General features: G+C 53.2%; 20 protein-coding genes and 1 riboswitch. Of the genes, 7 read left to right on the top strand and 13 right to left on the bottom strand.

What is annotated here, in order from left to right; all coding sequences use genetic code 11:
• Positions 1–12 precede the first annotated feature (12 nt).
• The 4 genes from JAO79_RS14505 to JAO79_RS14490 all read right to left on the bottom strand — a co-directional run bounded on the left by JAO79_RS14505 (position 13) and on the right by JAO79_RS14490 (position 4181).
• Positions 13–1341 (bottom strand): O-antigen ligase family protein, encoded by a 1329-nt coding sequence (locus JAO79_RS14505; RefSeq protein ID WP_199007971.1) that lies wholly within the window; start codon positions 1339–1341, stop codon positions 13–15.
• Positions 1332–2381 (bottom strand): glycosyltransferase family 9 protein, encoded by a 1050-nt coding sequence (locus JAO79_RS14500; protein WP_199007970.1) that lies wholly within the window; start codon positions 2379–2381, stop codon positions 1332–1334. Before JAO79_RS14500 ends, JAO79_RS14505 begins: the two co-directional genes overlap by 10 nt.
• A gap of 84 nt (positions 2382–2465) precedes the next feature.
• A complete protein-coding gene (locus JAO79_RS14495; protein ID WP_199007969.1) occupies positions 2466–3269 on the bottom strand; it encodes a lipopolysaccharide core heptose(II) kinase RfaY in 804 nt (267 codons plus the stop codon).
• A 150-nt stretch (positions 3270–3419) separates the two neighbouring features.
• Positions 3420–4181: a hypothetical protein gene (locus tag JAO79_RS14490; RefSeq protein ID WP_199007968.1), complete on the bottom strand. Its 762-nt coding sequence runs from the start codon at positions 4179–4181 to the stop codon at positions 3420–3422.
• Between the two features lie 171 nt (positions 4182–4352).
• On the opposite strand from JAO79_RS14490, the gene JAO79_RS14485 reads away from it, so the two are divergent.
• The 3 genes from JAO79_RS14485 to JAO79_RS14475 all read left to right on the top strand — a co-directional run bounded on the left by JAO79_RS14485 (position 4353) and on the right by JAO79_RS14475 (position 7345).
• Positions 4353–5063, top strand: coding sequence for a 3-deoxy-D-manno-octulosonic acid kinase (locus JAO79_RS14485; protein ID WP_199007967.1), 711 nt, complete (start codon positions 4353–4355; stop codon positions 5061–5063).
• Between the two features lie 96 nt (positions 5064–5159).
• Positions 5160–6254, top strand: coding sequence for a glycosyltransferase family 4 protein (locus JAO79_RS14480; protein ID WP_199007966.1), 1095 nt, complete (start codon positions 5160–5162; stop codon positions 6252–6254).
• The gene (locus tag JAO79_RS14475) at positions 6254–7345 is read left to right on the top strand and encodes a CDP-glycerol glycerophosphotransferase family protein (protein ID WP_199007965.1); all 1092 of its coding nucleotides are present in this window, start codon (positions 6254–6256) and stop codon (positions 7343–7345) included. Before JAO79_RS14480 ends, JAO79_RS14475 begins: the two co-directional genes overlap by 1 nt.
• 20 nt (positions 7346–7365) lie before the next feature.
• Here JAO79_RS14475 and JAO79_RS14470 read toward each other — a convergent pair whose 3' ends face one another.
• From JAO79_RS14470 to lpxL, 8 genes are all read right to left on the bottom strand, one after another.
• Positions 7366–9357, bottom strand: coding sequence for an O-antigen ligase family protein (locus tag JAO79_RS14470; protein WP_199007964.1), 1992 nt, complete (start codon positions 9355–9357; stop codon positions 7366–7368).
• Between the two features lie 2 nt (positions 9358–9359).
• On the bottom strand, positions 9360–10265 hold the full coding sequence (locus JAO79_RS14465; protein WP_199007963.1) for a lysophospholipid acyltransferase family protein: 906 nt from the start codon (positions 10263–10265) through the stop codon (positions 9360–9362).
• The gene (locus JAO79_RS14460; protein WP_199007962.1) at positions 10262–11683 is read right to left on the bottom strand and encodes a mannose-1-phosphate guanylyltransferase/mannose-6-phosphate isomerase; all 1422 of its coding nucleotides are present in this window, start codon (positions 11681–11683) and stop codon (positions 10262–10264) included. Before JAO79_RS14460 ends, JAO79_RS14465 begins: the two co-directional genes overlap by 4 nt.
• 84 nt (positions 11684–11767) lie before the next feature.
• On the bottom strand, positions 11768–12490 hold the full coding sequence (locus JAO79_RS14455; RefSeq protein WP_227664680.1) for a YrbL family protein: 723 nt from the start codon (positions 12488–12490) through the stop codon (positions 11768–11770).
• Entirely contained in the window at positions 12487–13515 is a 1029-nt protein-coding gene (locus tag JAO79_RS14450; RefSeq protein ID WP_199007961.1) for a glycosyltransferase, read from the bottom strand. The genes JAO79_RS14455 and JAO79_RS14450 overlap by 4 nt, the downstream gene beginning before the upstream one ends.
• The gene (locus JAO79_RS14445) at positions 13512–14630 is read right to left on the bottom strand and encodes a glycosyltransferase family 4 protein (protein WP_199007960.1); all 1119 of its coding nucleotides are present in this window, start codon (positions 14628–14630) and stop codon (positions 13512–13514) included. Before JAO79_RS14445 ends, JAO79_RS14450 begins: the two co-directional genes overlap by 4 nt.
• Positions 14627–15583, bottom strand: coding sequence for a mitochondrial fission ELM1 family protein (locus tag JAO79_RS14440; protein ID WP_199007959.1), 957 nt, complete (start codon positions 15581–15583; stop codon positions 14627–14629). The genes JAO79_RS14445 and JAO79_RS14440 overlap by 4 nt, the downstream gene beginning before the upstream one ends.
• Positions 15580–16545 carry an LpxL/LpxP family Kdo(2)-lipid IV(A) lauroyl/palmitoleoyl acyltransferase gene (gene lpxL / locus JAO79_RS14435; RefSeq protein ID WP_199007958.1) on the bottom strand — a complete coding sequence of 322 codons (966 nt, stop codon included), beginning with the start codon at positions 16543–16545 and terminating at the stop codon, positions 15580–15582. The genes JAO79_RS14440 and lpxL overlap by 4 nt, the downstream gene beginning before the upstream one ends.
• A gap of 102 nt (positions 16546–16647) precedes the next feature.
• Between lpxL and waaA the strand changes: the two genes are divergently transcribed.
• Entirely contained in the window at positions 16648–17901 is a 1254-nt protein-coding gene (gene waaA, locus JAO79_RS14430) for a lipid IV(A) 3-deoxy-D-manno-octulosonic acid transferase (protein ID WP_199007957.1), read from the top strand.
• A 47-nt stretch (positions 17902–17948) separates the two neighbouring features.
• Here the strand turns inward: waaA and JAO79_RS14425 are convergent, their stop codons facing one another.
• Positions 17949–19313 carry a TolC family outer membrane protein gene (locus tag JAO79_RS14425; protein ID WP_199007956.1) on the bottom strand — a complete coding sequence of 455 codons (1365 nt, stop codon included), beginning with the start codon at positions 19311–19313 and terminating at the stop codon, positions 17949–17951.
• Positions 19314–19496: 183 nt separating this feature from the next.
• Positions 19497–19610: riboswitch (TPP riboswitch) on the top strand.
• A 79-nt stretch (positions 19611–19689) separates the two neighbouring features.
• Between JAO79_RS14425 and thiC the strand changes: the two genes are divergently transcribed.
• From thiC to JAO79_RS14410, 3 genes are all read left to right on the top strand, one after another.
• Positions 19690–21567, top strand: coding sequence for a phosphomethylpyrimidine synthase ThiC (gene thiC, locus JAO79_RS14420; RefSeq protein WP_199007955.1), 1878 nt, complete (start codon positions 19690–19692; stop codon positions 21565–21567).
• 500 nt (positions 21568–22067) lie between these two features.
• Complete coding sequence (locus JAO79_RS14415; RefSeq protein WP_199007954.1) at positions 22068–22688, top strand: NUDIX domain-containing protein; 621 nt, start codon at positions 22068–22070, stop codon at positions 22686–22688.
• Entirely contained in the window at positions 22685–23170 is a 486-nt protein-coding gene (locus tag JAO79_RS14410; protein ID WP_199007953.1) for a DUF1249 domain-containing protein, read from the top strand. The genes JAO79_RS14415 and JAO79_RS14410 overlap by 4 nt, the downstream gene beginning before the upstream one ends.
• Positions 23171–23317 lie beyond the last annotated feature (147 nt).

The following is a 23317-nucleotide window of genomic DNA, read 5'->3' as shown; positions in this document are numbered from 1 at the left end:
AAAGAGAATCTTTTAATCGCTTAACCTTCGAGGTTCGTTTGGCGATAGTGTGAATGATGAGAGTCCTGCAAACACAATAGTGAGCGCATACTTCCCGCTTGAGAAAAATATGTAGGACTCGAAGAAATTGATAAAGAGCCAGTATATAAGCGTTCCTGCGCCGAAGAGGAATGCGCTCAGCGGCATGGCGCCTTGAGAGTAAGATGTCGCTATATGCATAAGAAGCCAGATCAACAATGCAAAGTAAAGTAACAATCCGAAAAAACCATATTGCGCCAGTATGTCTAAATAGGTGTTGTGTAAGTGGCCAAATTTCGATTTGAGCGATTCGGGGAGGGCGGCCGACTCCTGCATTATGAGCTTGCTTCCATCAGGGCCCCAGCCGAACCACGGTTTCTGAGCAATCCAAGGGATAGCGTAATACCAAGATCGCACCCGCACTCCTGTGCTATCAAGTGGCAGCTGGTCTATTTTTCCTTCAAGGACAAGTTCAAGTGAACTGCCCTCATTATGTATTCGGTTTGCAAGGTTGGAGTTGAGTGCGAGTGTCACGCCGCAGAGTAATACCGTGAGGATGGCCAGTAGTGAGAGTTTCGATAATGATCGAGAGCGAGATTTCTTGGTGAGAAAGAAATAGAGCGCTATTATGACGACCGAAGCTATGGCTGTCCCAAGCCACACTCCTCGTGTTTGCGTTGCGAAGAGGAAGAATAGCCCAGATGTCACAAGGTATATTGCCGCGAGAGCAAACGTATATTTGCGCTGACGACTCTGTGCTAACTGGATAAATAGGGCCAAACCGCCGATCAATAATATCCCAGAGATCATTGCGGCATGTTGAGCATTCATTGTGCCGGCATCAATGCGCTGGTTGTTGAGGGCCAATTGGAATTCCTGTAGAGCATCGCCGTTTACCCACGGCAAGAGGCTAGTGCCGGCTATTGCGGCTAACCAGAAGAATCTGACACCGAAAGGGAAGCGGTATAGCCAGAAGGCCATAACTAAAAACAGAAACCACTTACTCAGTAGGTCTATCCTTGGGGCTGCATCAGGCTCAAATCCGAAAGCGGGTGAGTTTAACGATGCCACCCAGCTAGCACTTTCTGCTACTAAGCTTAAAGCCAAAAGGGCGAGGGGAATACGAAGATGTTTTGCGCGCATGCCGAAAATTAGCGCGAATGCTGTAGCCGCCAACAGCCCCCCTTCAGCAAGTCTACCGATATCCGGGTAGATGAGCTCCGCGAAGGCGTAGGTTGCGCAGAAAATCATTGACACCCAGATCAATCCAGCGTGCAAGTGCCCAGAAGAATGTTCTAGCAACCGCTGGTAGGTTAGCTGCATGACATTTGCCTTCCTTCACGCGCCCAGAGGTCGAGCATTCCGGTAGCGTCTTTAACGGACACCAAGTCCATCGCCCCCTCGAACTCTGCCTTGGCGCCCCAGCGCGCTTCTTCCACCGTTTTGCCTGTGAACCTTTGGAGTGCTTCCGGATAGCGATTTACGCACCATTTCAGAGAATTGTATGGCCCTGACCGATGAGGGTTGCTGGCAGCGAATATTCCCAGGACATCAGTCTTAACCGAGCTGGCTATATGAGCAGGGCCTGTATCCGGTGCAACCACAAGATCAGCCTCACTCATTAAAGCCGTAAGCTGTTTCAGAGTGTCTTTGCCGCAGATATTGTGCGCCTTGTGTTTCATGGCACTTTCGATCGCCAAGCAGTACTCGGCTTCAAAGGGCGCCGGACTGCCGACGAGAATGACCTTCATGCCGTAAGTTTCGATGGCATAATCTGCCAGTTGTGCGTAGCGCTCCGCTGGCCAGTTCCTGAGTGTGTGGCTGGCACAGGGACTGATGATCAGGTTTTTACGGTCGGCTGCCAAGTGGCTACGCGCAAACTCATGATCGGCATCCGACAGCGGAATGTGCCACCGGGGTGGGGCGGCTTTGAGCCCCAATGGTTCAAGGAAGCTCGCCAGACAATCCCTGACGTGCTGCTTGGGCGCCGGAGCGATGCGTTTATTGATGAACAGGCTGTGGAGATCTTTGCTGCGCGCTTTGTCGTAGCCAACTTTGATCTTCGCCGGAATCAACGCGGCGGCCAGGTTCGCCCGCAGCGCCACCTGCATGTGCAACAAGGCATCGAACTGGCGGCCTTTTATCTGCTTTCGCAAGTCTGCATAGCCCTGACGGCCGGCTTTTTTGTCGAAGATGACGAAATCGACGCCCGGTAAATCACCAATGAGTTTGGCTTCGATTTTGCCAATGACCCACGTGATTTGGACGCCGGGGAGTTGTTCTTGGAGGCTCAGCACAACCGGGATGACGTGAGTGACATCGCCGATGGCGGATAGGCGGAGGATGCAAACAGATTTGCCCAAAACGGTTACCTCAGAGAGTGCGGCTTCAACAGATAGCGGGATGGCGGTTGCTAGCGCCTAATGACCGGTCCGCCTAGGAATAAATTATGTTGAGAGAAAGGCTTGGTACATAAAGATGGCTCCCACGATAACCCAAACGGCTCTTCGAGTGATTTTGAGTTTCCTTGTTCGGTTTTGAGTCGTTTCCCGCCAAATCCTTTTCTTCTTCTTAAGGTTGGAAACCGTTCTACGTAGCCAAGCAGCGAACAAAAATCCTGGCGAATGTTGCTCTTTTGGGGGTAGATATCGGATGCCTTCAGGCATTGTATGTAGGAAGTGCGCATACTCCATGCGGATGGAGTGTTTTCTGAACCAGGACGGCCTTGCCAGTTTGAAATCTATGAAGTAAACGCTTCCGTCGTGTACTATAAAATTCAAGGCTTTTGGGTCACCTCGTGTGTAGCCTTTCTGATGTAAGCGTTGTAGTTCGTATGAGACGAGCTCGGTATCTTCACCGCGTGCTGAGCGTCCTTCCTGAAATCTGTAAGCAACAACGCTGTCTCTAACCATGCCTGCGCGTTGCTGCTCGGCTGCCAAAAGCGGCTCTGGGCAATTAAATCCAAGTTCCAGAAGCTTGAGATGGCTATTGTATATCCGGACAGCTTCGCCGGGTCGGAAAAGAGTAAGGAACCGCTCCCAGCGCCTCGAGTTGCGTTTGCGTGGCTGTTTCACGATCACGTTAGGGAGGCTAGGAGTTTGGGCCTGAGCTACGAAATTGTGCTTGTTATCCTTTATTATTTTAATTTTCTCATAGCTATTGTCTAGAAAGCTATCCATAAGCTCCTTTGCCGCAGGATCGGGCAGCGAGGTTGCGACAGAGTAACCGCGATAATGCAATCTAGTCGTCATGGATACCACAGCTCGAACAAAAAATTTGAAGACTATTATACTCGTGAAGCAAGTTTTTAGCGAAATGTAGTGGAATTCACCTACTTTGGCTCCTGAGCCGACGCGCAGTGGGCTGTGCACCAAATTGAACTAGACTCAGCGTTAATGTTTTTAGATTTTATGGGCGCGGGAAATTTTGCGGTTTTGCTTTCGATTATGCCGGCCTTTCCAGTAGCGAATGCTTAACCGGACGAGAGCGTCCTGTAAAGGATTGAGGTTGATGTAGCGGTTATAGTGGTTAGAAAACGTCACAAATTGTTGGGGAGTTAGGCCGCCCTCAATACTGAGCTTGGCGAGATCTTTGCCAATATTGATGAGCATAAAAGGTGTCATGCCGTTGTAAGTTCGGGCTCTGCCGAAATCTATGAAACCGATGGGGTATTCCGGATTGTCTGTGCGAATAAAATTTTCTTGTTGAGGGTCCAGCGTGACCACGTACCGCCAGTGAATGGCAGACATAAACTTTGCTAGGTGGTCGAGGTCGTCATCGGAGTCCCAAGAAACAGTTGCGCCCGGTAGAAGTGTTCGTACGTGCAGGGTACTCGAAATGCCCGCGGTATGCTGTACGCTTATATAGTTCTTGGATGTAGGAGTGTTCAGACCTTCTAGGCGGCAAAGGGCATCATGTTCTCGTTTCCAAACTTTGCGGTAATCTTTGCGCCCAGGAAAGTGTGAGTATCGTTTTAAAACGTAGCCGTTGTTTGATAGAAACACCTCTCGAAGCGTGTTATGGATCCACCGCTCTTTGACACGGGTGAGGTTAGCTGCGTGAAGATTTGCGTTTGAAATTCCCTGCTGTTCTAAAAAGTGCAGCTCATCCGGGTGCCATGCAGGAGGGAGACGACTGGCTGTATTCGTTTTGTGTTGACTCACTTCTTAGGCAAACCTTATCCGATGCGAAACCAGCGGGCTCAAAAAAAACCGCTGGTGGAGCTTTGTGTCAGTTCATTGATAAACTATACCGTATTCTATCTTACCTGCTTGCTGCCGTCCTAGTGGTGGTAATGGTGTGTATGGTTCTATATCACAGCTACACGGGAATGTATGTCCGAGCCTGAAGTACCAAACATCGATGCCAACGTTTCCATGCTGACTAACCCCGAGTTCGGCCATGAAATAACCGCAGATTGGTTTGTGCCGGAATTTTGGGGGGATAAGGCAGCACCCGTAAGCAGTGGAGGGCGCGGTGGTGCTTGGTTTATCCGTGCTGGGGACGATCAGTTCGTTTTGCGGGCATATCTGCGTGGTGGGCTTGTTGCCCGTATTTTCCGGAGAACCTACATGTACACGGGCGAAAGGAATGTCCGTTCGTTCTCAGAATTTCGGATTCTTAGTCAGTTGCAAGCTATCGGTTTGCCTGTGCCTGCACCAGTGGCTGCTTGGTATAAGAAACTGTCACCTATTCAGTATCAAGCCGCCATTATCATAGAGCGTATAGAAGGGGCTGAGCCTTTGGGGGATATCATAGGTTCGCTTGAGCCTGCTGACTGGCGCAGGCTCGGTCAAACGATTCGCCGATTTCACGATGCAGAAGTGCGGCATGCTGACCTGAACTGCTTTAACGTATTGGTTGTAGGGCATCACTTTTTCCTGATCGATTTTGATAAGGGCAATATTATGCCCGCCGGCGCATCGCAGAAGTGGAAAGTCGACAATCTGAATCGGTTTGCGCGCTCTCTAAGGAAAGTCTCGGGCGATGATTTGGTATCCCTAGTCTGGGAGTCATTTATGGATGGCTATGAAGGGAACAAGTGAGTAACCCAAAATTAGTGCAGGTCCCGTGGTTGCCTTGAGCCCGAAGGTACTTGGTTGTCCTGTGAAACATCAGCCGAAACAGTAAGTATTAATTTAATGGAAGCTCGAGCGTTAATTGTTACCGACCGATCGGACCTTGCAGAAAGCCGTTTAATCATAGGTATGGCAGAAGCTGGCTTACCGTTGACTCTGTTGGCAAATGACACAGGAAAAAACTATAGCGCTTTTATTGATGGGGGGGTAGATGTTAGGCCGCTTCAACTAAAAGGTCGCTTTGATCGCGGCGGAACGGCTGTTATTCGAGAGGTGCTGAAGGCTGCCTCATACACGGTAATCTATGCATTTAACCCTAGGGCATTGGCTTGTGCACTGCGGGCAAGCAAGGGCTTTGATGTAAAGGTGATGGCTTATCGTGGGGTGATCGGTAACTTGGGGCTTCTCAAGCCGGAGTCTTGGACTACCTTTCTTCACCCTCGTTTAGATCGTGTTGTCTGCGTGTCTAAAGCGGTTCAACGTTACGTAGAATCGGTTGGGAAGCTGCCTTTCACAGGAAACTCGCGTAAAGCAGTCACAATCTATAAAGGCCATGACCTGTCTTGGTACGATACTCCTCCAGCCAGCTTAAGTGCGTTCCAATTTCCAGAAAATGCTTTCGTTGTCAGTTGCATCGGACGGGATAGACCGGGTAAAGGATTCTCAACGCTCATTGAAGCAATGGATCTGGTGCCGGATAGTTGCCAGCTACATCTTCTCCTCGTAGGCGATTTAGAAAAGAATGCGGAATTAGTCGCGCAGGTGAAAGCGTGTCGGCATAGTGAGCGCATTCGCTTTTCAGGTTACAGAACAGACGCTCCTCAAGTCGCTGGCGCGACCCATGCGCTGGTACTACCTTCCGAAAGCGAAGGCCTACCAAGAGTGGTGATTGAAGCAATGGCTTATCGCCGGCCGGTTGTCGTCACTCAGGCGGGAGGGATGCCGGAACTGGTTACCAATGGCGTTGAAGGCTATGTTGTTCCCACGCGAGATCCGAAGGCCTTGGCCGATGCATTGGTGAGACTTTCGAGTAACGTTGATCAAGCAAAGCGGATGGGCGAGCGGGGGCGTATGCGTATCGAAATGGATTTTTCTCTCGAAATGACAGTTAGCAACACAATTCAGCTGATCCGTGAACTCACTAATGAGTTGATCTAATGCGACGTTATCTTTTCTTTGTAAATCAGTCCTATTCATATTCGATCCTGAGGCCCTTGCAAGACGAGATTCGTAAACGAGGAGGAGAGGTGGCGTGGTTTATAGCGGGGTGTAGCGCTAGTCCCCTTTTACCAACGGAGCTTCGACTCAACTCTGTTTCCGATGTTGTGGCATTCCAACCGGAGGCTGTTTTTGCGCCTGGCGATTGGGTGCCCCCCTCGTTTCCGGGACTCAAAGTGAAAGTTTTTCACGGCTTTCCCATCAACAAAAGGGGGATGGATCCATCGCGCCAATCCCACTATCGGATTCGTGGTTGGTTTGATTTGTATTGCACCATGGCGGAAGTGGATACGCAGCAGTTCGGGCTGAGGGCAAAGGAACATCCTCATTTTGTTGTCCGTAAAACCGGTTGGCCGAAGCTGGATAGTATTATTCGTCCGGCTGCGAATGTTAGGAAAGCGACATTGTTTCCAGGTTCTGATCTGCCGGTCGTTTTTTACGCATCTACATTCACCAGGGACGTGACATCTGCTCCTGACCTGGTCAAAACGATCTCGCAAATGCGTGATTCGGGTCGATGGAATTTCATCGTCACGCTACATCCCAAAATGTGTGAAAATGTGGTGGTTCAGTACCGCGAGCTAGCTAATGAACGCTTGGTGTTTATTGAAAGTACTGATGATTTCGTTCCTTACATGCGCGTTGCAGATGTCATGCTGTGCGATACATCGTCTATCATGTATGAGTTCATGGCGCTAGACATTCCTGTGGTTACTTATCGGACTAAAATACCCGGCCCTCAAGTGATTGATATTGAGCGGCCTGAAGAAGTTGAAGCGGCATTGCAGCTGGCGCTAAAGCGCGAGCCAGAGTTGCTAAAGGCTATGCGCCAGTATTTTGGGAGGCTTCATAGCTTTGCGGATGGGTGTTCGTCTGCTCGTGTTCTTGATGCTGTAGAAGAGATGCTGGAAACTCCAGTGCCACTTAAGAAAAAACCGTTGAATATCCTGCGTCGTATCAAGCTGTGGCAAAAATTTCGTGGTGAGTTGAAGAAGCAAGGGGCACTCGATAGACAAAGCGCTAGTAAGTGACTGACGCTTTGTCTTGGGCGCTATTTTTTTGAAGACTCTGTTCGGGTTAATGTCCAGAGCCCAGCGTATTTGTTAAAAGAGCCTTGCGCGTAGGTAACAGCTACCAGAAAGCCCACAGCTCCATCCAAAAAGCCCGCGCGAATAAAATAGACGTGCACAAACGTTAGGATCCCTCGGAAACTTGGGTAGATAAGCGTTCGTGTTCTTTTGCCTTTCCTAAATTTTTCTTGTGATCCTAGCCACGCGTATTTTGCACTTTTTTCCAACGCATGCCCGAAATTCCTATGTGTATAGTGGGTGAGGCGGCCTCTGAGGGCTCTCGTTGTCCGCCCGGATGGAATTAGAATTTTTTCGTGAACCATTGCATCAGAGAAGCGGACACCATCTCTTCTGAAAAGCCGCAAAGGGGCACGGCCACTGCGCCCGAAGTCAAGTCTCGTACCGTACAGCGTTACCGCCCATGGCAGCTTGTAGGCATCTGCATCTGGGCTAGAAAGCGTGTGGTTGATCTCTTGCGCGAGTTGTGGCGTGATGCGCTCGTCGGCATCAATCGACAGAACCCAGTCGCCGGTAGCTTTCTCCAGTGCTCGTTGCTTTTGGATGCCGAAGCCGGGCCAGTCGGTGACTTCCACAATATCTGCATATTTTTGGGCGATCTCAACCGTCCGATCTGAGCTGCCGCTATCCAGTACAATAATTTCGTCGGCCACCTGTCGAGCGGATGCTAGGCACGCTTCAATATGATCCTCTTCGTTCATTGTGATGATCGTGGCGGAAACTTTGACTTTTCGGGAGCGGGTGTAAGAGGACGCTAGCTCGTTAAATAGTGCCGCCGCAATTGCAGCTACGCTCGCTAGGTAAAAAGTTAGAAATAGGCTTTGGTCAAACGTAGCCTCGGTAAGGCCGAATATAAAATAGGCAGCCGGTATCATTGCTCCAGCAGTAGCCAGGCTTCGAACGGTGTTCGAATTTCGAGGATTGGTTTGCCGTATAAATGCTACAAACGGAATGATGATTAAAAAAAGCCAGCTAAGAACACCAACCAATCCCTTGTTAGCGGCTATGTGCAGTATGTCGTTATGGGCGTGATCAGTGCAGCAAGCAAGAAATTCTGGAGAGCTGCGGGTTACGGCCGCCTCGTGGTAGCCGGCTAGTCCGGAACCTAAAAGCGGGTACTCTGCAAATACTTTTGTTGCGGTCTCCCAAGCTTCAAACCGTAGCTCTATGCTGCTATCGAACTCACCTGCAAGCATGTCTTCAGCGGAATTGGTGAAGCGATCGCTTGCTAAGGTGGCGATAACTCCTAGAACAATGAGTAGTGCGGCATAGGGAAGCCGAGCTGGCTTCGGGACCAATAACATCGCCAGCAACAAGAGAACGGGCAGAGCTAGCAGATTGCTGCGTGTTTGGCTTAGTAGGGCTACGTAGAACGCGCCAGCGGCAAGAACAATGATGGTTGTGCCGAAACCGCGCTGATGGTTCCGCAAAAGAAAGAGGCCCGATACCCCGCCAATGGCCGAGAGCAAAAGGGCCAGATTTCCAAACTGTATCGGGTTGATGGCTGCGCCGAACCGCTCCTGCAGGAAGCTCATCGAGGGAAGAGGGCTGGCCAGCGTGTAATAGGCGAAAAGGGCGAGGATCATCAGACAAGAGCCGCCGAAGATAGTGAACAGTTGCTTTGCACGTATACCTGATGCAGTCAGAGCAATGATTAAGGGCCAGAAAAGAATAAATCGGGCATGGGTTCCGAAGGTCTTCGCCCCCTCATAAGAAAAACCTTCGATGGTCCAGCTTATAAAGCTGGAAAGAACAAAAAACCAGAACCCGAAATGGATTAGGCGTAGCTCCTTTGGGGTATCCCATTCGTGTTTTTTTAGGGTACCTTTTTGAATCAGGTAAATACCGAGGACTGCGAGCGCTAAGATGCTGGCGGCAAGCAGGCTAGAGGATGCGAGCGCTCCCGCTAATCCTGTGAACAAGAGGGCTGGGGCGATAGAGTGATGACACGTCATTATTAACAGGTCCGATCAGGATAATACGGGTTCGGATTTCCAGGCGGCCGGTGCCTCAGCCTCTTATACTCCCATTGATACTGAGCTGGTGCCATCCGGACGACTTTCTCTACTGATTTGTTGAGAGCTGTTGCTGCCGCAATGGCGTCGGGATCGCCGTTGCCGGGCTCTGCCTCTTCGACGACGATGCGGAATCCCCGGCCTTGCGGGAGCCGCTCGGCGAAGGCTACCAGAACGTTGGCGCCCGTTTTAAGCATGAGTTTATTGACCAGCGTCATCGTACGCACTTCCATTCCGAAAAAAGGCGCGTAGGCGTTGGTTTTGCCCCGCGGCGACTGGTCGGGGAGAATTCCTGCTACGCCGCCTTCTTTGAGAATGCCCATCAGCCTGAGTAAACCCCGGCGGTCGCCGCGCACCAACTCGGAGCCAACGCGGCCCCTAACTCGGATCATATAATCCTCAAATTCTTTAATGTGCGGGGGGCTATAAAGCGAGGCCATTTTATAGCGAGACGAGAACAGTAAGCCGACCAACTCCCAATTGCCAATGTGGGGTGCCAGCAAGATCAGGCCTTTGCCGGAGGCCAGCGCTTCATCTACCAGCTCCAACCCTCTGGTTTCCTTGATCAGCCCCAGGCACTTATCTACCGGCCACTCCCACATTAGCGGGATTTCTGCGGCGGTCATGCCGGTGTGCGCCATGGAATCTTTGGACAGCTGGCGTTGCTCCGCCGAAGACAATTCGGGTAGGCAGATGCGAATGTTGGTGTCGGTCGTCTTGCGTGACCTGCCATTCATGGCCCAGCCCAGCGCACCAAGCCATTTGCCGATAAATTGAGCGGCCCGCAAAGGCAAAAAACTCACGAGCCTTAAAATGCCCGCGATCATAAAGTACTTCAGTTTGCTCATGACCTGCCGTACCGATCCTCGTAGCGTACGATGTCGTCTTCACCCAAATAGGAGCCGGACTGAACTTCGATTAATTCGAGGTCGATGACACCAGGATTTTCCAGTGAGTGGACCTGGCCAACCGGAATGAAGGTGGACTGGTTTTCCGTCACCAAGTAAGTCTTTTCGCCATTGGTCACTTTGGCGGTACCGCTCACCACGATCCAGTGTTCCGCGCGGTGATGGTGCATTTGAACGGACAGCTTTGCGCCGGGTTTCACTGTAATGCGTTTGACCTGGTAACGCTCACCGCTGTCAATGGAGTCGTAGACGCCCCACGGACGGTAAACTTCCCGGTGGTTGATGTGCTCATTACGGCCTTCGTTTTTCAGTTTCTCGACGATCTTTTTAACGTCTTGCACCTTGTCTTTGTGGGCAACCAGCAGGGCGTCTTTGGTTTCGATAATCACCAGATCACTCACACCGACCGTAGCGATCAAGCGGTTTTCTGAGCGAGCCAGGGTGCTGGTGGTGTCGTGGGCAATCACATCGCCCAGCAAGCTGTTGCCGTTGGCATCTTTCTCGGACACGTCCCACAGGGCAGACCAGGAGCCAATGTCACTCCAGCCCGCATCTAACGCAACAACTGCCGCATTCTGGGTTTTCTCCATCACCGCATAATCGATGGAATCTTCAGGGCATTCGGCGAATATTGCCTCGTTAACCCGTGTGAAGTGGAGATCCTCGTTGGCATCTTCAACCGCTGCCTGGCAAATCGATAGAATATCAGGGCGGTGCTTTTCTAGCTCTGCAAGGTACTGGCGTGCGCCAAACATAAACATGCCGCTGTTCCACAGGTAGTCACCGGATGCCAGATAGTCTTGTGCCGTGGCCAGGTCGGGCTTTTCCACGAAACGATCGACACTGAAGCAGCTGTCTTCAAGCTCTTTTCCTTGTTCGATGTAGCCGTAACCGGTTTCTGCGTGGCTGGGAACAATGCCGAAGGTGACGAGTTTTCCCTGCCGTGCCAGAGGAATCGCCTTCTGGATGCCTTGCTGGAAAGCTGCAACGTCCTGGATCAAATGATCTGCGGCCAATACCAGCATTAGTGGGTCGTCGGCACTGTCATCGATAGCCTTCACCAGTTGCAGGGCTGCAAGGGCAATCGCCGGTGCGGTATTACGCCCGCATGGCTCCAGGATAATGCGTGCATCGTTATAACCCGCCTGCCGCATCTGTTCGGCCGCCAGAAACCGGTGGTCTTCGTTGCAGATCAGAAGTGGGTCTGCAGACTCCATACCGTCCAAACGGGCCACAGTGAGCTGCAACATCGACAAATGATCATCCGTCAGCTTGAGGAACTGCTTCGGATTCAATTGCCTGGACAAAGGCCATAGGCGAGAGCCGGTGCCGCCGGCCATGATGACAGGATGAATCATGTGTGCACTCCGCGCGATTAACTGTTGAACAGTTTCGTTTATATTCAAAGTGGGCAATATACTAACATGCTGGCCTAGTGCGGTTTATCTTAAGGCTTGGAAATCTTCCCACGATAGGCCCTCATTGCTTTGTTCCCAGGCCAGTCTTTTCCTGAATCGTTCGATTTTTCGGGAAATGTAACGTGAACTCCAGCCGGGCACGAAATCCAATGCTTGCGGGATGGTTGGTGCGCCCAGCCCGTCAACCAGAAAAAGGCGAGGGTGATCGAATCGATCTGAAACCACCAAGTTATGCGGGAGCAGATTTCGGGTCAGAATCTTGGTTTGCCGCATCCACGACAGAAACTCTTCGATGCCCTGGTGCAACTCAGGAGTAAGACCTTGTTCTTTGATCAGTCGCTCCAGAGTCGGTGCAATGTTGCCGTCAGCACAGCGTATCAGCTCACTTTCATTGGCTTTGCCCAGTGAGGTTTGAACACTGCCATAGAATTTGGGCAGATGTGCCCAGGCCGATCCTTCATCGTTTTGCTCCAAGCATTGTTGGATAGCGCGCTGGTGGTGAGCCCGGATTTCCTGAGCGTTATCGTTGAGTCGCTTTTTTCCAAGTAGTCGTTTTGCCGGTGATTGTCGTTCGAAGCGCGCGGCTATATTTTGCGGTCGAATGACTTTCAGGCACCGGTTTGGATCTAGCGGATGGGTATAGCACTTCCGGTTGGAACCCTGCGCAAAGGGCTGTTGGTTTGAAAGGTTGAGCATCTTTTTAGTTTTTTGCGACGCAAAACGGGGTGTCTCAGTATGGTTTTTCATTTATTCCGACGCTCCGAATCTGATTGAACAAACGCCTCTGAAGCTTTCCGGTAAACCGCGACCGTATTCGTCGCCATGGCGGACAACGACAGTTTTTCGTAGGCGAAGGCTCTTGCTTCGGTTTGCTCCTCAGATACAGACTGTAAATCCAGATTCAGTAGCCTTGAAAACTCTGTTGGATTGCGGCCTTGAAGGATATGAGATTTGGGCAGAACTTCATTGGCAATCGGGACGTTGGTGGAAACAACAGGCTTGCCAAGCAGAAGCGCCTCTGCGCAGACATAGGAAAATCCTTCTCGCTGCGAGCTGATCACGACACCATCGGCGGCGGCCATGAGCGAGGGAATGTCTGTGCGGAATCCCAAAAGCTTAACCTTGCCAGCTTGACCTGTGGCGTCGATGAGCGATTGGAGTCGTTGATGTTCCGGGCCGTCGCCCGCTATCAACAAAGTGCCTTGGCAAAACTGAAAAGCATCAATCAGAAAGTCAAAACCCTTCACCGGTGCGAGGCGTCCAACCGCCAGCCACACCGGACTGATTGGTTTTCCGGGTAGCCTTGCAGGAGCGGGATGAGGCACTGATGTGCCGTTGAAGACCACCGTAACTTCGGGTTGGTTAATATCGTATGCAAGAGCCCGGCTGACCGCGATCAACTGATCAAAAGCACCGGTTTTCGGGTAGCGTGACTTGAAGCCGTGGAGGCTGGCCACGCGAGCGTGATTCCTGATGAACGGCGCGAGCCTCTGCAGGACAGATGCCGCTTTGGAGCCTTGGGCATGAAGGATTTGGTAATCTCCTTGCCGAATAATTCTCAAGATTGTCATCAGTAACGGGATGGAGTTCCGTGACCGTTGCGCGTTCACGGGAATGCGGCGAACGCCCCCCATAGGCGCGAGGTGCTGCGGCGCAGCCGCTATAGAAACGCAATGGCCTAGATCAGTGAGTGCGGAGGCCAGTTCTCTGGAGTGCTTTTCAAGACCGCCAATTCCGGGGTTGTCTGAAAGCATCAGCATTAAAACTTTCATCGCAGGTGAATATCTTTTTGCGCGAGAACGTTTTCGTAGACCTTCAGTGTGCCTTCCGTCTGCGCCCGCAACAAAAAACGTTCGGGTAGCTCAACGTCCTGCTTTGGTTTATCGAGGAGACTGAGAACGGTGTGCGCGAAAGCCAGCGTATCATCCGGTGTGACCAATCCCTCTTGGAAGCAGGCCTGAAGCGTTTCTGCTGCGCCGCCGCGATTGTAGGCGACCACTGGTGTGCCTGAGGCCAGAGCTTCTGTCACCGTGCGGCCGAAAGGTTCCGGCTTGGTCGACATGTGGCAGACCACATCCGCCAACAAATACAGGTTGGTCATGTCGTTGCGCTGGCCAAGGAACGAAACCTGATCGGTCAGGTTTAGCCGGCTTCGTTCGGTTTCCAGCTCTTGTAAAAAACGTTCCTTCCCGGGCTCCGCCCCGCCCACAATGATGCCGTGGCAATCGGGGCGGTTGCGCACGATCGTTTCCATGGCTTTCAGAAAATCCAGCTGACCTTTCCAGCGGGAAATTCGACCTGGCATCATGATGATCTTTTTGTTTTCAAGCTGTGGGTATCGTGACAGTAAAATCTCACGCCATTGTTCGTTAATCGCGCGCTGGCGGAAGGCGTCAATATCGACTCCGCGTTGAATCACGGTCAACTTGTCTTCTGGTACCTGGAAGTTGTTCAGGACGTAGTCGTTCACGCAGTTGGAGACGGCAATGACGTGATCCGCTTTCGCCATCACCGCGCTGTAGGGATTCACCGAGTACATACCGTGAAACGTTGAGACGACAGCCGGGCGTTCGCTTGCAGGCAGCGACTTCATAGCCAGATGAACGATCCACGCAGGCATACGGGAGCGAACGTGCACGATATCCGGTTTGAGGCTCTGCAACAGTTGTCGCATCGGTAGAATCTGGCCAAAAGATGCAGGAGTCTTGCGGTGAATCGGCATATAAAGGTGTGTGGAACCTTGGCCGCGAACCTGTTCTGCCATTGGCCCGCCGTTTGAAACCACGAAAGATTCGTGGCCTCGCTTGACCAGCTCGGCCGCAAATTCCACTGTACCCCTTTCAACACCGCCGCTGTATAGCGCTGGGAGTGCCTGAAGTATTCTCAATGCAACGCCTCCTTGTTGGCGACCTGAGATAGGCTTTTGAAACGTTGGATCAGCCAACGCGCAGCACGGTCCGCCTCCCAAAGCCGCACGTGATGCTCGGGATGTTCCGTCATGACACGGCTATGATCTTGCCAAAAGTAAACCCAACCTTGTTCGGCGAGTCGATGAATGCCGTTGGCGACTCGGCTGTTCGATCGGGCAGGTAGGTTCAGCAAGCCGGTTGGTACCCCGGAAGTGGCGGCTTCACTAACCATGGAGACGCTGTCCGGAGTCACCCAGACAGCCCGGGATCCGGCCAGTTGGTGATTCAACCAGTTTTCATGGGTTTGTGCATGGCTCAGGAAGGTTACCTTTGTCGTCTGAAGGTCGTTTAGCTTGCTTGTGAGGGCTGCAGGAGTGCGACGAGAATCACTGATAGTCCATCGCCATTCAGGGTAACGGTCGATCAAGTCGGTAATCTCGGAGAAAACGGCATCGTCGTCCCAGTCAAAATGAGGGGACGGGCCGCCAATCAAAATAAGGGCCTCGGGTTTGCTGGTCAACTGGGCCATTGGAGTGACGGCGTTGATGACGCCCTCGGTAACCAGTGTCCTGCGCGATGGTTTTGTCTTGTCGTGGGCGGGAATAATAGCAGCATCTACCCAGGCGAGCGGGAATGCCGGCTTCATCAAAACCACCGTGGAAGCTTTACGCCGAAAAGCCAGCAGCAACCGGTGCGAACCCGAACCCGCAGCAACAATCATAACGGGCGCCGGCAGCGAAGTGTCCAACGCGGGTGCCACGCCCAGAAGTGCGCGCCAGAGCGGCACTGAATAATCGGCCGCGTTAACCCAATGAATGCTGGCGCCGGTGAGCACCCGCAAGCGGTTGCCCAGCCCTTTAAGCTGGTTTTTGTGCCCTGGCTTGTTGTCAGTAATCAGCCAGATTGCCGGAGCCCGCGTGTCAGGGTTCACGGGTTACCTTTTTTCTTCCGTTTTTTGTAGAAGCCCGGATCCTCTTTTGAGGGGCGGGTTTTAAACCGGCGATGCATCCACAGATATTGGTCCGGAGCCTTTCGGATTTCCTGTTCTATGATGGCATTAATGCGGGTGGCGTCATCCAGATCGTTGCCGCTGGGGAAGTTTTCCAGAGCCGGGTGGAAGTAGATGTCGTAGCCCGGTTTATCTTCACGGCGGAAGTGACTGAAAGGCACAACCCGGCATTTGCTGCGGTCTGCGATTCGGGATGTGGCAGTAATGGTGCCGGTGGGAATGCCGAAGAAGGGGGCGAAGACTATGTCTTTGCGGCCATAATCCTGATCGGTAGCGTACCAGACAGCGTGATTTTTCTTCAGGCTTCGGAACAGGCCACGCAGGTCTTTGGAGGATAAAACCGTTCCGTACCGGCGGCCCCGCGCTCGTGTCATCACCGCGTTGGTCAGCGGGTTGTTGTGGTCTCGCTGCATCACGTCGGCATCAATAAACTCGGTGACCAGGCTGCCGCCAAGATCGAGGGTGCTGTAATGGCCCCCTAATAGCAGCACGCCATGGCCCTCGTCCATGGCCTTTTCAAAGTGCTCGAGCCCGTGCACTTGGGTGATGCCGGTGAGTTTTTTGGGGTCGCGGAACCAGGCAATACCCAGTTCCATCAAACCGATGCCATTGGCGATAAACGATTTTCGGACGAGTTCTGCTTGTTCTGCTTCCGACAATTCGGGAAAGCAAAGTTGGATGTTTACTTCGGTGATGTGTCGGCGGCTCTTCGCCAGTTTCCACGCCAGCAAGCCCGCGATCTTGCCCAGCCACCACTGAAAACGAATGGGCAATTGGGCAAACAGCCACATAATCGATAGGCCTAGCCAGGTTGGCCACCAACGAGGATGGCGGTAAGCTGAGTAATCGGTGTTTCTGGGTTGTTTGCGGTACTTCTTGTTCAAAATAATGAATCCTGAATCGACAAACGTGACGCCCGAGGGCAAGATGCAGCCACTCGACAAATTTCGCTCTATGATAACGCACTGTTTTGCCGGGAGTCCTGCGTGTTTCATTTTCTCTATTCCCAGCTGATCCGGCTGGTTCTGCCCTTTATCCTGATTCGGCTTTGGTGGCAGGGCCGGAAAGCGCCCGCCTTGCGCAAGGATTGGCAGCATCGCCTTGGTGTGGTTCCGGAAATGTCCGGGCCGGTGATCTGGGTTCATGCTGTATCGGTGGGTGAAACCATCGCCGCAGGACCGTTGGTTCGAAGGCTCCTGGCAAAGGAATTGGGCGCAACCATACTGATGACCGCCATGACCGACACGGGGTTGGCTCAGGCGCGCAAGATGTTCGGGGACAAGGTCGCTTATGCGTACGCCCCTTACGACACCCCCGGTGCAATTCGGCGATTCCTGCGCCGCGTGAACCCCGGCATCCTTGTTATTCTCGAAACCGAAATTTGGCCCAATATGATCCGTCAGTGCCGGCGGGGCCGGGTGCCGGTGTTCCTGATCAATGCCCGTTTGTCTGAACGTTCAGCGCAAGGCTACGAGAAGGTAAAAGGGCTGGCGGCGCCTGTGATGAAGAGCATCAGCTGGGTGGCGGCTCAGGCAGAGCCTGATGCAGAGCGTTTTCGACGCATTGGTGTTGCAGCGGATCGGGTCGAAGTTACGGGCAGTGTAAAGTTTGATGTGGATATCCCAGACGATGTCCGGAAAGCCTCCGACGCCGCCCGAAAATCACTTGAGGGCCGTAAAGTCTGGATTGCCGGCAGTACTCACAGTGGTGAAGACGAGCAATTATTGAGTGCCCACCAGCGTATTCTTGAACAGCACCCTGACGCATTGTTGATTATCGTGCCCCGGCACCCTGAGCGCTTCGACACGGTAGCAGCCATGGCCGAAGAAAAGGGCTTTCGGGTAGCCCGTCGGTCCCGCAATGAAAGTCCGAAGCAGGCACAGGTCTACCTTGGCGATACCATGGGCGAGCTGATGATGCTGTACGGCGCCAGTGATATCGCCTTTGTTGGTGGCTCATTGATTGAGCGCGGCGGACACAACCCGCTGGAGCCGGCTGCTTGGGGGATGCCGGTGTTTTCCGGACCTCACGTTTTCAACTTTGAAACCATTTTTGATCGGCTGACTGCTGAACAGGGCGTGCAAATAGTTGATGGCTGTCAGGGGCTGGCGCAGGCTGTCAGTCGGTTAATGGCGGATGACAAGGAGTGCAAAGCTTATGGAGAAAGAGCGCTGGCCGTCGTCAATAATAATCGCGGTGCGCTGGATAAGGTGGTCGAAGGAATCATCGAAAGGGTGTAATACCCGAGCCCTACTGCGGCCCGGGTATACGTCATAACCGGCGGAAATTACTCGCTGGGATCTTCCAGAGTTTTGCCGTCGCTTGCCATTGCTTCAATACCGCGGGCACCTTCACTGAGCCAGTTGTTAAGCTCAATCAGATCCTGCGGGCTGAGCGTTCCGGCTGCCTGCTTCAACTGCAGTGAATTGATCACGTAGTCATAACGGGCATTGGCGTAATCCCGCAGCGCCACGTAGAAAGCACGCTCGGCATCCAGCACTTCCACAATGTTCCGTGTACCCACATCGTAACCGGCCCGCGTTGCATCCAGAGCACTGCGGCGGGAGATGATGGTCTGTTCAAGCGCAGAGGCGGTTTCCACGTTGTTGTTGATGGTCAGGAACAAGCTGCGCGTGTTTACCTGAACATCCCGGCGAACCGTGTTCAGATCCTGCTCGGCCACGGTGACCAATGAGCGTTGCTGACGCACACCCGCTTGGGTTCCGCCGCCCATATACAGTGGAACGTTCAGCTTGAGCCCAATCACTCCTTGCGTGCCTTCCTGCTGCGGAACCTTGGCATTTTCAAGCTCGGTTTCGCCGTAGGAAGCAACCAGATCAAGCGTTGGCATATGGCCGGCTTTGGCAACTTTCAGATTGGCTTCGCTGGCGTTAAGCTGATGCATAGCTGCCTGAATAGACCAGTTCTGCTCCAGAGCGGTGGCTTCCCAGGATGCCGGGTCCATCGGGTCGGGGCGGCCTAACGGGAAGTTTTCCCGCAGATTCTCCAAGTCTGCAGCATACTCGCCCGTCAGGCGGGCAAGTTGTTCGCGAGCCACATTCAACTGGTTCTCGGCGGCAATGCGCAGACTTTTGCTGTCGTCGTAGCTGGCACGACCTTCATACACTTCGGTGATGGCAATCAGCCCAACGTCATAGCGTTCCTGTGCTTGCTCGAACTGGCGTTGAATGGCCGCTTCGGTGGCTTGAGCAGTGGTCACGGTATCTTGGGCGCGCAATACGTTGAAGTAAGCAGTGGCCACATCAAGAATTAATTGCTGCTGCGCCAGGTTGTATTGGGCCTGTGCGGCGTCGGTCTGGAACTTACTGGCGTCGTAGCGGAACCAGCTATCTGCCCGGAAGATCGGCTGAGTGAGTTGTACGCCGTAGTTCAGGGATTTGTAGCTATCGCTGCCCTGGCCGTTATCCGCATCGAAGTCGATGTGGTTCGCGTCGGCATAAGCACCGATCTGCGGCAGCAAGGCACTTTTGCTTACGTCACTGGCGGCTTGCTGGGATTGGAATCTTGCCATGGCCGAAGCAATGCCCGAGTCGTAAGACAGCGCCTTTTCGTAGGTCTCCATCAAATCCAGAGAGAACGCAGGCTGAGCTGCAAGCAGGGCGATCAGTCCTGGAAGTAAGCGTTTTTTCATTGTATCTCCTGACAAACTGTCTCCGGGCATCCGTGATCTGGATACAAGGGTCGGAAGGCCATCGTGTCGAAAGCTAATGCGACAGTATGGGCCAAAAGTATCGGTGGCACATTATGGACAATAATGTGCCCCGTCTCTACACTTGAGATGCTCACACATTGTGTGGGCAACGAATTCTATCTTCGCGTCTTGACGGGGTGCTGAATCGCCACAAATCGGTGATAGGCTGAGATTGCAACGCAGAACCCGCGACCTGATCCGGATAATACCGGCGTAGGGATTAAGACCGCACGAACAGTGCCAAGCAGCCCCAAAAGGCGTTTTGGCAGTGCTCCGTCATGCGCGACCTGACACCTCAGATATCCTGGGAGCAGACATGACGGACATACCAGCATACCTCAGCGACTCCGCAAAAGTGGATTCGGCAGCAATCAAACCATTACCAAGCTCACGAAAAATCTACGTGCAGGGTAGCCGAGCCGACATTCGGGTGCCAATGCGGGAAATTACGGTGGGCGATACCCCGACTGAAATGGGCGGTGAAAAAAATCCGCCGGTGCTGGTGTATGACACGTCTGGCCCCTACACTGACCCGGAAGCAATTATCGACCTGCGCAAAGGTCTGGCGCCGGTTCGTGCCAACTGGATTGCCGAACGTGGCGATGTCGAACAACTGGATGGCTACACCTCCGAGTTCACCCGCCGCCGCATGAAAGATCCACTTCTGGATCCGCTTCGTTTTATGGACGAGCGAAAGCCCCTTAAGGCGAAGCCTGGCAAGAATGTCACTCAGATGCACTACGCCCGCCAAGGCATCATCACCCCGGAAATGGAATACATCGCCATTCGGGAGAACCTGAAGCTTCAAGAGGCCCGTGAGCAGGGATTGGTGGATGATCAGCATCCGGGCCAGTCGTTCGGTGCCAGCATCCCGGCGGAAATCACACCGGAATTCGTTCGGGAAGAGGTAGCCCGCGGTCGCGCGATTATCCCTGCCAACATCAACCATCCCGAGACTGAACCGATGATCATCGGCCGGAACTTTCTGGTAAAGATCAACGGCAATATCGGCAACTCCGCGGTTACATCTTCCATTGAGGAAGAAGTCGAGAAGCTCACCTGGGGCATTCGCTGGGGCTCCGATACCGTGATGGATTTGTCCACAGGCAAAAACATCCACGAAACCCGTGAATGGATCATCCGGAACTCTCCGGTTCCCATCGGCACTGTACCTATCTACCAGGCACTGGAAAAAGTCGGCGGCGTTGCCGAAGACCTGACTTGGGAAATCTTCCGGGATACGTTGATTGAACAGGCCGAGCAGGGTGTGGATTACTTCACTATCCATGCCGGCGTGCGTCTGCACCACGTGCCACTCACGGCCAAGCGTACCACCGGCATCGTCTCCCGCGGTGGTTCCATCATGGCCAAATGGTGCCTGGCGCACCATAAAGAGAGCTTCCTGTACGAACACTTCGAAGACATCTGCGAAATCATGAAGGCTTACGATGTGTCCTTCAGTCTGGGCGATGGCCTGCGCCCCGGTTCCATCGCCGATGCCAACGACGAAGCCCAGTTTGGTGAGCTGGAAACCTTGGGCGAACTCACCAAAATTGCCTGGAAGCACGACGTGCAATGCATGATCGAAGGTCCCGGCCACGTACCGATGCACTTGATCAAAGAGAACATGGACAAGCAGCTGGAGTGCTGTGACGAAGCGCCGTTCTACACGCTTGGACCACTGACCACAGACATCGCGCCGGGCTATGACCACATTACCTCGGGTATTGGTGCGGCAATGATCGGCTGGTTTGGTTGTGCCATGCTTTGTTACGTCACCCCGAAAGAGCATTTGGGCTTGCCCAACAAAGACGATGTAAAAACCGGCATCATCACCTACAAAATCGCCGCCCACGCGGCTGACTTGGCGAAAGGCCATCCGGGTGCGCAGATCCGTGACAATGCGTTGTCTAAGGCACGATTCGAGTTCCGTTGGGAAGACCAGTTTAACCTGGCGCTGGACCCGGACACGGCGAGGGAGTTCCACGATGAAACCTTGCCGAAAGACTCAGCCAAAGTGGCACACTTCTGCTCAATGTGCGGGCCGAAGTTCTGCTCCATGAAGATCTCGCAGGAAGTAAGGGATTACGCAGCAGAGCAGGGCATGGATGAGGTGAGTGCCATCGACGCAGGCATGCAGGAGAAATCCCGCGAGTTTGTGGAATCCGGCTCTAAGCTTTACGACAAGGTCTGACTTTGGTGCTTTACGTCTCCTAGCCTGTTGGCTGGGAGATGTGAGCTGGGGTGGTGGGGCGGTTCAGAAAACGCTCGAGCCATCCGTGGGCGCTTCTGCTCCGCCATCCATGGCTCCGCAAATTTCTGAACCGCCCCACCACCCCAGCTCAATTAAGCTTCTGGAGAATTATCGGGAAAGGCTTTTTAGTGTTACGAACTGCGCGGAGTCAGCGGCAGGCCTTGGGACAGGCATTCCAAAAATGTGCGCAGCCAGGGATGGCGGAGCAGAAGCGCCACAGGGGTTCGGCCGAGCGCTTATGAAGCAACGCTTCATGCGACAGCCGAACGACCGCAATCTGCGATTGCGGACCGGACCCCGGAGGGGTGCCGCAGGAGCGGTTTTTGGAATGCCTGTCCCAAGGCCTGCCTAACACCAAGCATGCAGGCTAGTGCGGTAACTTGCAGCATCCCCACAATAACGGCTATCGTTCAAAACCGATTACCAAACCGGAAGAACCGATGCCGAAACCGTTCCAGTTCACAGCCAACGACGTCAAAATCGAAAAACGCGAAACCGTCTTCCAGGGTTTTTTCCGCATGGACAAGCTCTGGCTGACCCATCCGCGCTTTGATGGCCGTGAAATGCCCACCTTCACCCGCGAGCTCTTCATACGCGGCGATGCCACCTGCGTACTGCCCTATGATCCGGAACGGGACGAAGTCGTATTACTTGAACAATTCCGGCTCGGCGCACTGGGGCGTAACCAATCCCCCTGGTTGCTCGAGCTGGTGGCGGGCATGAACGAAGAGGGCGAAAGCCCGGAAGACGTTGCGCAGCGTGAAGGCCAGGAAGAAGCCGGATTGAGCTTTAGCCGATTGGATAAAATCTGTGACTACATGGCATCGCCCGGCGGCACCACTGAAATGATTCACCTCTATTGTGGACAAGTCAGCACAGCCGGCGCTGGAGGTGTTTTTGGCGTTGAACACGAGCATGAAGACATTCTCTCCCATGTGGTTTCTGCAGAAGAAACCTTCGCCATGATCGCCGATGGCCGGATCAACAACGCGGCTGCCATCATTGCTATTCAGTGGTTGCAATTGAATCGGGACCGGTTGAGAAAGGAGTGGCGATCATGACCGAATGGGTAAAGCGACCAAAGCGATACGTTCCCGACCTGCGCCAGCTCGGTGCGTTGTGTGATGGCAACTACCACCGTCTGCGTAAGTTGAGGCAGCTCGCTACGGATGACGAAGCCGTATGTGAAATCGAACTGCATCGGGAAGACCAGTATCTCGGCCGGGTTCGCATTGACCGTCTGCAAACCGCAAGGTTCACTGAAACCTTGTTGCTAGAGCAGGTGCATAACAGTGGCCGCTGGCTCAACAATCCGAAAATGACCGTGCGTGTGTATCACGATGCGACCATGGCGGAGGTGATCAGTTGTTATCGCCACCGACACATTGCCCCCGTTAACGATTACCCCAATCGCTTCATGCATCACCCGGATGAAAAGGTCCAGATCAACGGTTTTCTCGCCGACTGGCTGGACTACTGTTTGCGCTTCGGCCACTTGCCGTTGGAACAGGCTGCCTGGACTGCAGGGCAGGGCGGAGACTGAGCTGAATTTCTATTGCGGGCATCTTGGCCTGTGCCGTAGTTGTCAAATACTGCAAAATATCAGGCGCGATTGGCGAGAATGTGACACATGCTTAATTCGCAGCTAATGCAACGAGCGCCAGCCATCGTAAACTAAAAACAAATAACC

Origin of the sequence: Marinobacter litoralis (genome assembly GCF_016427555.1) — a bacterium.
Lineage (GTDB): Bacteria > Pseudomonadota > Gammaproteobacteria > Pseudomonadales > Oleiphilaceae > Marinobacter > Marinobacter litoralis_A.
The sequence above is the reverse complement of the archived record's forward strand: the minus strand, read 5'-3'. Positions and strand labels throughout refer to the sequence as shown.